We start from the raw sequence: 12,818 nt of genomic DNA, 5'->3' as shown, positions 1-12,818 counted from the left end.
CGGCCGCTAAGATTGCCCGATTCTAGATCCCGTCGCCGTACTCAAACGTATGGTGGATGCCGTTAAAGTGCTGATCCATATCCATCGCCGGCTTATCGCTCTCCGGCTTGCCGACGATGCGCGCCGGAACGCCTGCGGCGGTGGTATGCGGCGGAACGGGCTGCAGCACCACGGAGCCGGCGCCGATTTTGGCTCCGCGTCCCACTTCGATATTGCCGAGGATCTTCGCCCCGGCGCCAATCATCACGCCTTCGCGGATTTTCGGATGGCGATCGCCGCTGGTTTTACCGGTACCGCCGAGGGTGACGGACTGCAGAATAGAGACATCGTTCTCGATCACCGCCGTTTCGCCAACCACAATGCCGGTCGCGTGGTCGAGCATTATTCCCCGGCCAATATTCGCCGCCGGGTGAATATCGACCTGGAAGGAGACGGAAACCTGGTTTTGCAGGAAAATCGCCAGCGCGCGCCGGCCCTGATTCCACAGCCAGTGCCCGATGCGGTAGGCCTGCAGCGCGTGAAATCCTTTGAGGTACAGCAGCGGCGTGGAGTATTTATCGACCGCCGGGTCGCGGGTACGCACGGCCTGAATATCACAGGCGGCGGCGGCGATCATTTCCGGGTCGGCGGCATAGGCCTCTTCCACCACTTCACGAATCGCGATGGCGGGCATAATCGGCGAGGCCAGCTTGTTAGCCAGCATATAGCTCAGCGCGCTGCCCAGGTTTTCGTGCTTCAGCAGCGTGGCGTGGTAGAAACTGGCGAGCATCGGCTCACAGTCAGCTAAAGCCCGGGCTTCGGCTTTAATATTATTCCAGACGATATCCAGTTCTTCACACGGCATTGCTGACTCCAGGCGATAGCATAATGACCGGCCAGTTCTACGCTGACCGGGTCATCGAGGTGACAAAGGTTCCTTTAAGGTTAATTGCTGCGCTCGTCCTTGCGTGCGCGACCTAACAAGGTCAATGCTGCCTCGCGCGCAATTTTTCCGCAATACAATACCTGATAAATTTGCTCGGTTATTGGCATTTCTACGCCTAAACGCTGTGCCAGAACGCGGACTTCCTTGGTATTGCGGTAGCCTTCAACCACCTGACCAATCTTATCCTGCGCGCTTTGCACATCCATGCCCTCACCGAGCATCATGCCGAAGCGGCGGTTACGCGATTGGTTGTCGGTACAGGTCAGCACCAAATCTCCCAGACCCGCCATCCCCATAAAGGTTTCCGGATCGGCGCCCAGCGCCGCGCCCAGGCGAGACATCTCGACCAGACCACGGGTAATCAGCGCGGTGCGCGCATTGGCGCCAAAGCCGATACCGTCGGACATCCCGGCCCCAATGGCGATAACGTTTTTCACCGCGCCGCCAAGCTGGACGCCAATGAAGTCCGGATTGATATAGACGCGGAAGCTTTTACCGCAGTGCAGCAGGTGCTGCAGATCGTCCGCAAACTGCGGGTCCGTCGAGGCCAGGGAGATGGCCGTCGGCAGCCCTGCGGCCAGCTCTTTCGCAAAGGTCGGGCCGGAGATCACCGCCAGCGGAATATCATCCCCCAGCGCTTCCCGCGCCACGTCCTGCAGCAGGCGGCCGGTTTCGGCCTCAAGGCCTTTCGTGGCCCAGACCAGGCGCGCGTCGGAACGCATTAGCGGCTTAATCTGACGCAGAACCTGGCCGAAGACGTGGCTCGGGACCACAACCAGGATATCACGACTGGCGGCCAGGGCGGCCGACAGGTCGCTCTCCAGATGCAGCGTGTCAGGGAAGGGAACGTCGGGAAGAAAAGCGGCGTTGCAGCGATCGTTTTGCAGCGTCGCGATGTGCTTAGGGTCATGGCCCCAAAGCACAACGTGATGGCCATTTCTTGCCAGGGTGATGGCAAGAGCGGTGCCGTACGAGCCGGCACCGATCACAGTCATTGCAGCATTAAGTTCGTTCATCAGGCATCCTGATGCTGTTCGGCACCTTCGCCAGCCTGCTGCTGCAGATAGTTCATAAACAGCGCATCGAAGTTCACTGGCGCAAGGTTCAGTTGCGGGAAGGTACCGCGAGAAACCAGGCTGGTGATGCACTCACGCGCATACGGGAACAGGATGTTCGGGCAGTATGCACCGAGGCAATGCGCCATCTGGTTGCCGTCAATGCCTTCGATGGAGAAGATGCCGCCCTGCTGTACTTCGCACAGGAATGCGGTTTCTTCGCCCAGCGCGGCGGTTACGGTCACACGCAGCACCACTTCATAGACGCCTTCAGCCAGCTGGCTGGAAGCGGTATCCAGATCAAGTTTAACCTCTGGCTGCCAGTCTTTCTGGAAAACTTGCGGAGCATTCGGCGCTTCGAAGGAGATATCCTTGGTATAAATACGCTGGATCTGGAAAGTCATTTCGGTGCTGTTTTGTTCTGACATAGTAAAACCCTTTCGTGTTGTCCTTAAATACGCCTACCCGGACTGGGTGGACGCAAAATTAGCGCAGCAGGGGATCAAGTCCACCACGTGAATCAAGCGCATACAAGTCGTCACAGCCGCCAATGTGCTGTTCATCAATAAAAATCTGCGGAACCGTGGTCCGACCGCTGCGTTGAATCATCTCTTCGCGCTTCGTCGCGTTGCCATCGATAGGCAGTTCGTTGAACGTTACGCCTTTGCTGTTCAGCAGCGCTTTAGCGCGCACGCAGAACGGGCAGGTCGCTTTGGTATAGATATCAATATTGGCCATGACTTCACTCCTGTTTTTACCCTGGGGATTTTAGGCCGCAAACAAGGCGCTCCCCCAGCGGATAGCCGCAATGAGGGAACCCTGCTACGTCATAAAGGCGTGGGGTAAATTATTTGCCGCGTACCAGCGGAAGGTTTTCGCCACTCCAGCCGGCAATGCCTTCTTTCAGTACAAAGACCTTCTCGAATCCGGCTTTATTCAGCGCGCTCGCAGGCTCTTGTGCCTGCATACCGGAACCGTCTACCACTATAATGGGTTGTGCTTTGTGCTTTTCCAACTCACCAACGTTATTTGCCTTGATATCGCTCGGCAGCAGGTTGAGAGAACCAGCAATGTGGCCTTTACGGAAATCGTCACGCTGACGCAGGTCGACAACCACCGCATCTTCTTTGTTAATCAGACGCGTCGCTTCACCACGGGTAATGACTTTAATTTTCGACGTCAGCCCTTTAAAGGTGGTGAACAGCACCGCACCCAGCAGCGCGATCCACGCGATGCTCAGGACGGGATGACGGCCGACGAATTGCATAATTTCTTGCATGGGGGGTTACAACTCCCGACTAAGTGATAAAAAACCAGGCAAGGAGTATACCTGTGCATTGCGGCAAATACAGCCAGTGAGCGTGATGTAATGCATTTTCTGCGGCACGCCGCGAAAAAAACTCCCCCTTGCCGCTCCCCTTCGCCCCGGGCGCTCCCTTTCTTTGATCTTTAACGGTGATTTGATCGATTCAGCTGTAGTAAAATTACGCAAATTTTCTGTCTTTGAGCATGAGGTTGTCGCAATGTCGGTTTCTAAAAAACCTATGGTACTGGTCATTCTGGATGGCTATGGCTACCGTGAAGACCAGCAGGATAACGCTATTTATAGCGCAAAAACCCCCGTCATGGACGCGCTGTGGGCGAAACGTCCCCATCTGCTGATTGACGCTTCAGGCCTGGAAGTAGGCCTGCCGGATCGCCAGATGGGCAACTCCGAAGTGGGCCACGTTAACCTTGGCGCCGGTCGTATCGTTTACCAGGACCTGACCCGTCTTGATGTTGAAATCAAAGAGCGGACGTTCTTTGCTAACCCGGTACTGACCGCGGCGGTAGACAAAGCGGTTGCCGCAGGTAAAGCGGTACACATCATGGGCCTGATGTCTCCTGGCGGCGTTCACAGCCACGAAGACCACATCATGGCGATGGTTGAACTGGCGGCAGAGCGCGGCGCGGAAAAAATCTACCTGCACGCGTTCCTCGACGGCCGCGATACTCCGCCGCGCAGCGCGGAAAGCACGCTGGCGAAGTTCGAAGACAAATTTGCCACCCTCGGTAAAGGCCGCGTGGCCTCGATTATCGGTCGCTACTACGCCATGGATCGCGACAACCGCTGGGATCGCGTGGAGCAGGCGTATAACCTGATGACCCTGGCGCAGGGCGAGTTCCAGGCCGATACTGCCGTTGCGGGTCTGCAGGCCGCCTACGCCCGTGATGAAAACGACGAATTCGTCAAAGCCACCGTGATTCGCGCCGCGGGCCAGGCCGATGCGGCAATGGAAGACGGCGACGCGCTGATTTTCATGAACTTCCGCGCCGACCGCGCCCGTGAAATCACCCGCGCCTTCGTGAACGCCGATTTCGACGGCTTTGCGCGTAAAAAAGCGGTTAACCTTGATTTCGTCATGCTGACCGAATACGCCGCTGATATCAAAGTCGCCTGCGCCTACCCGCCGGCTTCGCTCGCGAACACCTTCGGCGAGTGGATGGCGAAAAACGATAAAACGCAGCTGCGTATCTCCGAAACGGAAAAATACGCGCACGTCACCTTCTTCTTTAACGGCGGCGTCGAAGAGCCGTTTAAAGGCGAAGAGCGTATTTTGATCAACTCTCCGAAAGTCGCGACCTACGATCTGCAGCCGGAAATGAGCTCTGCCGAGCTGACTGAAAAACTGGTTGCGGCCATCAAAGGCGGCGAGTACGACACCATTATCTGCAACTATCCAAACGGCGATATGGTCGGCCATACCGGGGTCATGGAAGCGGCGATTAAAGCCGTTGAAACGCTGGATAACTGTGTCGATCAGGTGGTTAACGCGGTCGAAGCCGTCGGCGGCCAGCTGCTGATCACCGCCGATCACGGCAACGCTGAGCAGATGCGCGATCCCTCCACCGGCCAGGCTCATACTGCCCACACCAACCTGCCGGTACCGCTGATCTACGTCGGTGATAAAACCGTGAAAGCAGCCGCAGATGGCAAACTTTCCGATATCGCTCCGACCATGCTGTCGCTGATGGGAATGGAAATCCCGCAAGAGATGACTGGCAAGCCGCTGTTCATCGTGGAATAATCCTTCCCCATGAGGGGAAAGGCGACTTATTCAAATACATGGATCGCAACGACAGTACGATCCGTTCTTTACGCCAGCGCGTTCAGCGCTGGCGTATTGCTGTGCGCCGTACCTGCCCATGCGGACGATCGCGATCAGCTAAAATCCATTCAGGCCGATATTGCCGCTAAACAGCGTGCGATACAGCAGCAGCAGCAGCAGCGCTCTTCCCTGCTCGCTCAGCTAAAGACGCAGGAAGAAGCGATCTCTGCCGCCGCCCGCAAGCTGCGTGAAACCCAGGCCACCCTGACCCAGCTGAACAAGCAGATTGACGAGATGAACGCCTCTATCGCCAAACTGGAGCGCCAGCGCGCCTCGCAGGAGCGCAACCTGTCCGCCCAGCTGGACGCCGCGTTTCGTCAGGGGCCGCACACCGGCATGCAGATGATCCTCAGCGGCGAAGAAGGCCAGCGCAACCAGCGTATCCAGGCCTACTACGGTTATCTCAACCAGGCCCGCCAGGAGACTATCGCCCAGCTGAAGCAGACGCGTGAAGAGGTCACCGCGCAAAAGGCCGAGCTGGAAGAGAAGCAGAGCCAGCAGCAAACGCTGGTCTACGAGCAGCGCGCGCAGCAGGCTAAGCTTGAGCAGGCGCGCAACGAGCGTAAAAAGACGCTTTCAGGCCTCGAATCCTCTATCCAGCAGGGTCAACAGCAGCTGAGCGAAATGCGGGCCAACGAATCGCGTCTGCGCGGTCGCGTTGCCCAGGCAGAAGCGGCGGCTAAGGCTCGCGCGGAGCGCGAAGCCCGCGAGGCGCAGGCGGTTCGCGATCGCCAGCAGGATGCATCCCGCAAAGGTACCACCTATAAACCATCCGAAAGTGAACGTTCCCTGATGTCCCGCACCGGCGGACTGGGTTCGCCGCGCGGCCAGGCCTACTGGCCGGTTCGCGGCACGCTGCTTCACCGCTATGGCGAACAGCTGCAAGGTGAACTACGTTGGAAGGGGATGGTTATCGCCGCGTCTGAAGGCACCGAGGTCAAAGCGATAGCCGATGGCCGGGTGATCCTCGCCGACTGGCTGCAGGGCTACGGCCTGGTGGTGGTCGTGGAGCACGGTAAAGGCGATATGAGCCTCTACGGCTATAATCAAAGCGCGCTGGTCAGCGTCGGGACTCAGGTCCGCGCAGGCCAGGCGATTGCCCTCGTCGGCAGCAGCGGCGGTCAAGGCCGTCCGTCGCTCTATTTCGAAATTCGTCGCCAGGGTCAGGCGGTCAATCCACAGCCGTGGTTGGGAAGATAAGTTTTGCTTCAATTTCGCAGAATTGCACTCGCGGTAGCCGGTACGCTGGCTTTCGCCGCGCCGGCTTTTGCTGGCAAACTCTCCATTGTTATCGACGACTTTGGCTATCGTCCACAGACGGAAAACCAGGTGCTGGCGCTGCCGGCCACGATCTCCGTCGCCGTATTACCGAATGCACCGCACGCCCGTGAAATGGCGACCAAAGCGCACGGCCTCGGCCATGAGGTGCTCATTCACCTGCCGATGGCGCCGCTCAGCAAGCAACCGCTGGAAAAAGACACCCTGCGTCCGGACATGAGCAGCGCCGAGATTGAGCGCATCATCCGTGAAGCCTACGGCAAAGTGCCGTACGCCGTGGGTCTGAACAACCATATGGGCAGCGCGATGACCTCCAGCCTGTTCGGGATGCAGAAGGTGATGCAGGCGCTGGAGCGCTACAACCTCTACTTCCTCGACAGCGTGACCATTGGCAACACCCAGGCGATGCGCGCCGCGCAGGGCACCGGCGTGAAGGTGATTAAGCGCAAGGTGTTCCTCGACGATACGCAAAACGAAGCGGATATCCGCACCCAGTTCAATCGGGCGATCGCCCTGGCGCGGCGTAACGGTTCGGCGATTGCTATCGGCCACCCGCACCCCACCACGGTGCGCGTGCTGCAGCAAATGGTCTATAGCCTGCCGTCGGACATTACCCTCGTGCGCCCGAGCAGCCTGCTAAACGAGCCGCAGGTGGATACCTCCACGCCAAATAGCGCACCGCCGTCGCAGACCGTGCCGCCAACGAAGCCGCGTAACCCGTTCCGCGGCGTGAAATACTGCAAGCCGCAGCGTCCGCCTGAGCCGGTGAACGCCAGCCGGTTCTTTACTATTCTGAGCGAAAGCATTAGTCAGAGCGCACTGGTGCAGTATTACCAGCTGAAATGGCAGGGCTGGGATAATCCGACAAACTAGGGGGAGCGGGAATCCGGGCGCTTTTCGGCCGCAGGTTCCCGTTTATCTCCTTCGGCATACCAGGCTTTAAAATATTTCAGGAAGCTGTACAACGTTGCGTACAGCCCGGTCACGACCCCGACCTTTCCGCTACGCCACGCCCCGCTGAACAGATACCACTTAAAAAACGCGCCAGCCGCGCCGATCGCTCCCCGGCTCAGTGACGGCCTGATCTTCTGGTGTTTAACCAGCCGGGTGGTATAGCTATTGAGCTTATTAAAAACTTCATGCAGCGAGTAGAAGGTATCGTGACGTACGCGGCCGGGCAGCTTGATTGAGCGGCTGTGGCCGACGACGCGATCGTCCACCGGGCGGTCGTTAAAGGCCGCCACGGTGCGGTTGAACAAGCGAACCGGGTAATCAGGCGATGAAACGGGATAAATGGTTCTGACGGACTCCCCCAGCACGTACCAGTAACGCGGCAGGCGCCACGCGCAGGTCGGATCGATCTCCGGCCCGGCTTTAAGCCTTAGAATGGCGGCGACAACTTCGCTATCGAGGATTTCGTCACTGTCCATACACAGCACCCAGTCATGACTGGCCAGCGCCGTGGCGTAGTTCATCTGCGCTCCGTGGGCGGTATAGGCGTGGTGATGAACCTGCAACCCGAACTGCTGGCAGATATCCAGCGTCGCATCCGTGCTCCCGGAATCAACGACAATACACTCATCCGCCACTTTTAAAAGCGGGGGCAGAACGTCGCGCAGCAGGCGGGCGGAGTCACAGGTTAGCAGGCAGACGGTGAGTTTAGGCATAGCGTTTATAAGGTTAAAACATGGGTAAACAAACTGTATAAACGACCTGGCAAAAAATCGATTTAGAAATAGTGCGTTTGCAATGAAGTATGTTTGAAATGTTATCCACATCCCAATAAAAAAGCGCCCGCTGGCGCTCAGAATATGCGCCAGCAAACGGATTTCCATCTGCTGGCGCGGCGGATAACGGAGGTTTAATCCCAGCTCAGAATCACTTTACCCGACTGGCCGGAGCGCATCGCGTCAAAGCCCTGCTGGAAATCATCAATGCCGAAACGGTGGGTGATAATCGGCGACAGATCTAAACCAGACTGGATCAGGGCCGCCATCTTGTACCAGGTCTCAAACATTTCACGACCGTAAATCCCTTTGATGAACAGCCCCTTAAAGATGACTTTGGTCCAGTCGATGGACATATCGGACGGCGGAATACCCAGCATCGCAATACGGCCACCGTGATTCATGGTGTCCAGCATGGTGCGAAACGCCGGCGGCGCGCCGGACATCTCCAGACCCACATCAAACCCTTCGGTCATGCCGAGCTCGGCCATCACGTCGGCAAGGCTCTCCTGCGCAACGTTAACCGCGCGGGTCACGCCCATCTTGCGCGCCAGGCCCAGACGGTACTCGTTCACGTCGGTGATCACCACGTTGCGCGCGCCGACGTGCTTAGCGACCGCCGCCGCCATGATGCCAATCGGACCGGCGCCGGAAACCAGCACATCTTCGCCGACGAGGTCGAAGGAGAGCGCGGTGTGTACGGCGTTGCCAAAGGGGTCAAAAATCGACGCCAGATCGTCAGAAATGTTGTCCGGAATTTTGAAGGCATTGAAGGCCGGGATCACCAGATATTCGGCAAAACAGCCGGGGCGGTTAACGCCAACCCCAATGGTGTTGCGGCACAGATGCGTGCGCCCGGCGCGGCAGTTACGACAGTGGCCGCAGGTAATATGACCTTCGCCAGAAACGCGATCGCCCAGCTTAAAGCCGCGAACTTCCTGACCGATACCCACCACTTCACCCACGTATTCGTGCCCTACCACCATCGGCACCGGGATGGTCTTCTGCGACCATTCGTCCCAGTTATAGATGTGTACGTCGGTACCGCAAATTGCGGTCTTACGGATTTTAATCAGCAGATCGTTGTGGCCGACTTCCGGTTCCGGTACGTCGGTCATCCAGATGCCTTCTTCCGCTTTCAGTTTGGATAACGCTTTCATCTCACACCCTCAGGCAATGACGCCCAGTTGTTTACCGATGCGGGTAAAGGCTTCCACCGCACGTTCAATTTGTTCAGGGGTATGCGCCGCAGACATCTGGGTGCGAATACGCGCCTGGCCTTTTGGTACCACCGGATAGAAGAAACCGGTGACGTAAATACCTTCTTTTTGCAGCTCGCGCGCAAAATTCTGCGCCACGGTCGCTTCGCCGAGCATCACCGGGATAATGGCGTGATCGGCGCCCGCCAGGGTAAAGCCCGCAGCGGTCATTTTTTCGCGGAACAGGCGCGCGTTGGACCACAGACGGTCGCGCAGCTCGGCGCCGGATTCCACCATCTCCAGCACTTTGATGGAGGCGGCGACGATTGCCGGAGCCAGCGAGTTGGAGAACAGATACGGACGCGAGCGCTGGCGCAGCCACTCAACCACCTCTTTGCGCGCCGCGGTATAGCCGCCGGAGGCGCCGCCCAGCGCTTTACCGAGGGTGCCGGTGATGATATCCACCCGCCCCATCACCTCGCAGTACTCGTGGGAGCCGCGGCCGTTTTCGCCGACGAAGCCGACGGCGTGAGAGTCGTCGACCATGACCAGCGCGTCGTATTTATCCGCGAGGTCGCAGACGCCTCGCAGGTTGGCAATCACGCCGTCCATGGAGAACACGCCGTCGGTGGCGATCAGCACGTGCCGCGCACCGGCCTCACGCGCCTCTTTCAGCCGCGCTTCCAGCTCCTGCATGTCGTTGTTGGCGTAGCGGAAACGCTGCGCTTTACACAGGCGCACGCCGTCGATGATCGACGCGTGGTTCAGGGCATCGGAGATAATGGCGTCTTCCGCGCCCAGCAGGGTTTCGAACAGGCCGCCGTTGGCGTCAAAGCAGGAGGAGTAGAGAATCGCATCTTCCATGCCGAGGAACTCGGCCAGCTTCTTCTCAAGCGCTTTGTGGCTATCCTGGGTCCCGCAAATAAAACGCACGGAGGCCATACCGAAGCCGTGACTGTCCATGCCGGCTTTCGCCGCGGCAATCAGCTCCGGGTGGTTGGCGAGGCCGAGATAGTTATTGGCGCAGAAGTTAATCACGCTATTGCCGCCGACGGTAATATCCGCCTGCTGCGCCGATGTGATAATGCGTTCTTCTTTAAACAACCCCTCCGCGCGAGCGGTATCCAGGCTATTGGTTAACTGTTGATAAAAATCACCACGCATTGCAACTCTCCAGATTCGGCAAAATTTGGCACATATTACCCAAAGCTATACGCTGATACGAGATGATGCATGCCTGAATGAATTATTTGCAGCATAAATCACGCACGCCCAGCACCTTTTCTGCGAAGGGCTGAAGCCTGTCTCATGTGGTGATATGATAGAAGCATTCATGTCCGGATTATCTCTGGACTCCATACTTCAAAGGTTACTGTTATGATCATCGTTACCGGCGGCGCAGGGTTTATCGGCAGCAATATCGTCAAGGCCCTGAATGACAAAGGCATTACCGACATTTTGGTCGTAGATAATCTGAAAGATGGCACCAAGTTTGTGAACCTGGTTGACCTGAACATCGCTGATTACATGGATAAAGAAGACTTCCTGATCCAGGTTATGGCGGGCGAAGAGTTCGGCGAAGAAATTGAAGCGGTATTCCATGAAGGCGCCTGCTCCTCCACCACGGAGTGGGACGGCAAGTACATGATGGATAACAACTATCAGTACTCTAAAGAGCTTCTTCACTACTGCCTGGAGCGCGAGATCCCGTTCCTGTACGCCTCTTCCGCAGCCACCTACGGCGGCCGTACCAGCGACTTTATCGAATCCCGCGAATACGAGCAGCCGCTCAACGTCTACGGCTACTCCAAGTTCCTGTTTGACGAATACGTGCGCCAGATCCTGCCGGAAGTCGATTCGCAGATAGTCGGCTTCCGCTATTTCAACGTCTACGGGCCGCGCGAAGGCCATAAAGGCAGCATGGCAAGCGTGGCGTTCCACCTCAATACCCAGCTGAATAATGGCGAAAGTCCGAAACTGTTCGAAGGCAGCGACGGCTTCAAGCGCGACTTCGTCTACGTCGGCGACGTGGCGGCGGTCAACCTGTGGTTCTGGGAGAACGGCGCGTCCGGTATTTTCAATCTCGGCACCGGCCGGGCGGAATCCTTCCAGGCGGTAGCCGACGCCACTCTGGCGTTCCACCAGAAGGGCAGCATCGAATATATCCCGTTCCCGGACAAGCTGAAGGGCCGTTACCAAGCGTTTACGCAGGCAGATCTCACCAACCTGCGTGCGGCAGGCTATGATAAGCCTTTCAAAACCGTGGCCGAAGGCGTCACTGAGTACATGCATTGGCTGAACCGCGACAGCGATACAAATTCACAAAATCATTCGGGCAGCTAAGTGAATCTCCGGGAGCTTACAAAAGCAAGTGACCGGAGTGAACGCAGGTAGCCAACGCAGAGACCGTTTGAAGGATGAAGTGAATGAAAATACTGGTGATCGGCCCGTCATGGGTGGGCGACATGATGATGTCGCAAAGCCTCTATCGCACGCTCAAGGCGCGCTATCCCCAGGCAATCATCGACGTGATGGCGCCCGCGTGGTGCCGTCCGCTGCTGTCACGGATGCCGGAAGTCAACGAAGCCATTCCCATGCCGCTCGGCCACGGCGCGCTGGAGATCGGCGAACGGCGCAAGCTCGGGCTCAGCCTGCGCGAACGTCGCTACGATCGCGCCTACGTGCTGCCGAACTCGTTTAAATCGGCGCTGGTTCCTTTCTTCGCCAACATCCCACACCGCACCGGCTGGCGCGGCGAGATGCGCTACGGCCTGCTGAACGACGCCAGAACGCTGGATAAAGACGCGTGGCCGCTGATGGTTGAGCGCTACGTGGCTTTAGCCTACGACAAAGGCGTTATGCGCGGCGCGAAAGATCTGCCTCAGCCGCTGCTCTGGCCGCAGCTGCAGGTGCATGAAGGGGAAAAGTCGCAGGTCTGCAACGCCTTCAATATTTCCGCCCATCGCCCCATTATCGGCTTCTGCCCCGGGGCTGAGTTCGGTCCGGCCAAGCGCTGGCCGCACTACCACTATGCCGAACTGGCCAAACGGCTGATCGATGACGGCTATCAGGTGCTGCTTTTCGGTTCGGCCAAGGACCATGAGGCTGGCAACGACATTCTGGCCGCTCTCAGCACCCAGCAGCAGGCATGGTGCCGTAACCTGGCCGGCGAAACCCAGCTTGAACAGGCGGTGGTACTGATTGCCGCCTGCAAAGCGGTTGTCAGCAACGACTCCGGGCTGATGCACGTCGCCGCCGCGCTCAATCGTCCGCTGGTCGCGCTGTACGGCCCGAGCAGCCCAGACTTTACGCCACCGCTGTCGCATAAGGCGCGGACAATCCGCCTGATCAGCGGCTACCACAAGGTGCGGAAAGGAGATGCGGCTGAAGGATATCATCAGAGCCTGATCGATATTACGCCGCAGCGCGTACTGGAAGAGCTGAACCCGCTGCTGCAGGACGAACCGGAAAAAGAGGAAGCGTAG

The 12,818-nt window shown here is 58.0% G+C and carries 13 protein-coding genes; 5 read left to right on the top strand and 8 right to left on the bottom strand.

Going from position 1 to position 12,818, the window contains the following annotated elements:
- Positions 1–22: 22 nt before the first annotated feature.
- The 5 genes from cysE to GO007_RS19010 form a co-directional block, all read right to left on the bottom strand.
- Positions 23–844 carry a serine O-acetyltransferase gene (cysE, locus tag GO007_RS19030; protein WP_041143199.1) on the bottom strand — a complete coding sequence of 274 codons (822 nt, stop codon included), beginning with the start codon at positions 842–844 and terminating at the stop codon, positions 23–25.
- Positions 845–924: 80 nt separating this feature from the next.
- A complete protein-coding gene (gene gpsA / locus GO007_RS19025; RefSeq protein ID WP_095102680.1) occupies positions 925–1,941 on the bottom strand; it encodes an NAD(P)H-dependent glycerol-3-phosphate dehydrogenase in 1,017 nt (338 codons plus the stop codon).
- Positions 1,941–2,408 carry a protein-export chaperone SecB gene (gene secB / locus GO007_RS19020; protein ID WP_041143201.1) on the bottom strand — a complete coding sequence of 156 codons (468 nt, stop codon included), beginning with the start codon at positions 2,406–2,408 and terminating at the stop codon, positions 1,941–1,943. The genes gpsA and secB overlap by 1 nt, the downstream gene beginning before the upstream one ends.
- Before the next feature lie 58 nt (positions 2,409–2,466).
- A complete protein-coding gene (gene grxC, locus GO007_RS19015) occupies positions 2,467–2,718 on the bottom strand; it encodes a glutaredoxin 3 (protein ID WP_041143202.1) in 252 nt (83 codons plus the stop codon).
- A 109-nt stretch (positions 2,719–2,827) separates the two neighbouring features.
- Positions 2,828–3,259: a rhodanese-like domain-containing protein gene (locus GO007_RS19010; RefSeq protein WP_095102677.1), complete on the bottom strand. Its 432-nt coding sequence runs from the start codon at positions 3,257–3,259 to the stop codon at positions 2,828–2,830.
- Positions 3,260–3,503: 244 nt separating this feature from the next.
- Between GO007_RS19010 and gpmM the strand changes: the two genes are divergently transcribed.
- The 3 genes from gpmM to GO007_RS18995 are packed head-to-tail and all read left to right on the top strand — an operon-like array spanning position 3,504 to position 7,280.
- Positions 3,504–5,048, top strand: a complete 1,545-nt coding sequence (gene gpmM, locus GO007_RS19005; RefSeq protein ID WP_095102674.1) for a 2,3-bisphosphoglycerate-independent phosphoglycerate mutase — start codon at positions 3,504–3,506, stop codon at positions 5,046–5,048.
- A 9-nt stretch (positions 5,049–5,057) separates the two neighbouring features.
- The gene (envC, locus tag GO007_RS19000; RefSeq protein ID WP_045853854.1) at positions 5,058–6,329 is read left to right on the top strand and encodes a murein hydrolase activator EnvC; all 1,272 of its coding nucleotides are present in this window, start codon (positions 5,058–5,060) and stop codon (positions 6,327–6,329) included.
- Positions 6,330–6,332: 3 nt separating this feature from the next.
- Positions 6,333–7,280 carry a divergent polysaccharide deacetylase family protein gene (locus GO007_RS18995; RefSeq protein ID WP_095102671.1) on the top strand — a complete coding sequence of 316 codons (948 nt, stop codon included), beginning with the start codon at positions 6,333–6,335 and terminating at the stop codon, positions 7,278–7,280.
- Here the strand turns inward: GO007_RS18995 and GO007_RS18990 are convergent.
- The 3 genes from GO007_RS18990 to kbl form a co-directional block, all read right to left on the bottom strand.
- Complete coding sequence (locus GO007_RS18990; protein ID WP_095102987.1) at positions 7,277–8,074, bottom strand: glycosyltransferase family 2 protein; 798 nt, start codon at positions 8,072–8,074, stop codon at positions 7,277–7,279. The genes GO007_RS18995 and GO007_RS18990 overlap by 4 nt on opposite strands.
- Before the next feature lie 194 nt (positions 8,075–8,268).
- Positions 8,269–9,294 (bottom strand): L-threonine 3-dehydrogenase, encoded by a 1,026-nt coding sequence (gene tdh / locus GO007_RS18985; protein ID WP_041143208.1) that lies wholly within the window; start codon positions 9,292–9,294, stop codon positions 8,269–8,271.
- A 9-nt stretch (positions 9,295–9,303) separates the two neighbouring features.
- Positions 9,304–10,497, bottom strand: a complete 1,194-nt coding sequence (kbl, locus tag GO007_RS18980) for a glycine C-acetyltransferase (RefSeq protein WP_095102668.1) — start codon at positions 10,495–10,497, stop codon at positions 9,304–9,306.
- Positions 10,498–10,710: 213 nt separating this feature from the next.
- Between kbl and rfaD the strand changes: the two genes are divergently transcribed.
- The gene (gene rfaD / locus GO007_RS18975; protein WP_095102665.1) at positions 10,711–11,676 is read left to right on the top strand and encodes an ADP-glyceromanno-heptose 6-epimerase; all 966 of its coding nucleotides are present in this window, start codon (positions 10,711–10,713) and stop codon (positions 11,674–11,676) included.
- An 83-nt stretch (positions 11,677–11,759) separates the two neighbouring features.
- On the top strand, positions 11,760–12,818 hold the full coding sequence (rfaF, locus tag GO007_RS18970; RefSeq protein ID WP_095102663.1) for an ADP-heptose--LPS heptosyltransferase RfaF: 1,059 nt from the start codon (positions 11,760–11,762) through the stop codon (positions 12,816–12,818).

The sequence above is a fragment of the Klebsiella sp. 10-1 genome (genome assembly GCF_009758445.1).
Classification (GTDB): Bacteria; Pseudomonadota; Gammaproteobacteria; order Enterobacterales; family Enterobacteriaceae; genus Klebsiella; species Klebsiella scottii.
The sequence above is the reverse complement of the archived record's forward strand: the minus strand, read 5'-3'. Positions and strand labels throughout refer to the sequence as shown.

Coding starts and splice junctions, on each gene's coding strand:
- cysE (WP_041143199.1), bottom strand. CDS start 844: ATGCCGTGTGAAGAACTGGATATCGTCTGGAATAATATTAAAGCCGAA.
- tdh (WP_041143208.1), bottom strand. CDS start 9,294: ATGAAAGCGTTATCCAAACTGAAAGCGGAAGAAGGCATCTGGATGACC.
- gpsA (WP_095102680.1), bottom strand. CDS start 1,941: ATGAACGAACTTAATGCTGCAATGACTGTGATCGGTGCCGGCTCGTAC.
- rfaF (WP_095102663.1), top strand. CDS start 11,760: ATGAAAATACTGGTGATCGGCCCGTCATGGGTGGGCGACATGATGATG.
- envC (WP_045853854.1), top strand. CDS start 5,058: ATGAGGGGAAAGGCGACTTATTCAAATACATGGATCGCAACGACAGTA.
- gpmM (WP_095102674.1), top strand. CDS start 3,504: ATGTCGGTTTCTAAAAAACCTATGGTACTGGTCATTCTGGATGGCTAT.
- kbl (WP_095102668.1), bottom strand. CDS start 10,497: ATGCGTGGTGATTTTTATCAACAGTTAACCAATAGCCTGGATACCGCT.
- GO007_RS19010 (WP_095102677.1), bottom strand. CDS start 3,259: ATGCAAGAAATTATGCAATTCGTCGGCCGTCATCCCGTCCTGAGCATC.
- secB (WP_041143201.1), bottom strand. CDS start 2,408: ATGTCAGAACAAAACAGCACCGAAATGACTTTCCAGATCCAGCGTATT.
- GO007_RS18990 (WP_095102987.1), bottom strand. CDS start 8,074: ATGCCTAAACTCACCGTCTGCCTGCTAACCTGTGACTCCGCCCGCCTG.
- rfaD (WP_095102665.1), top strand. CDS start 10,711: ATGATCATCGTTACCGGCGGCGCAGGGTTTATCGGCAGCAATATCGTC.
- grxC (WP_041143202.1), bottom strand. CDS start 2,718: ATGGCCAATATTGATATCTATACCAAAGCGACCTGCCCGTTCTGCGTG.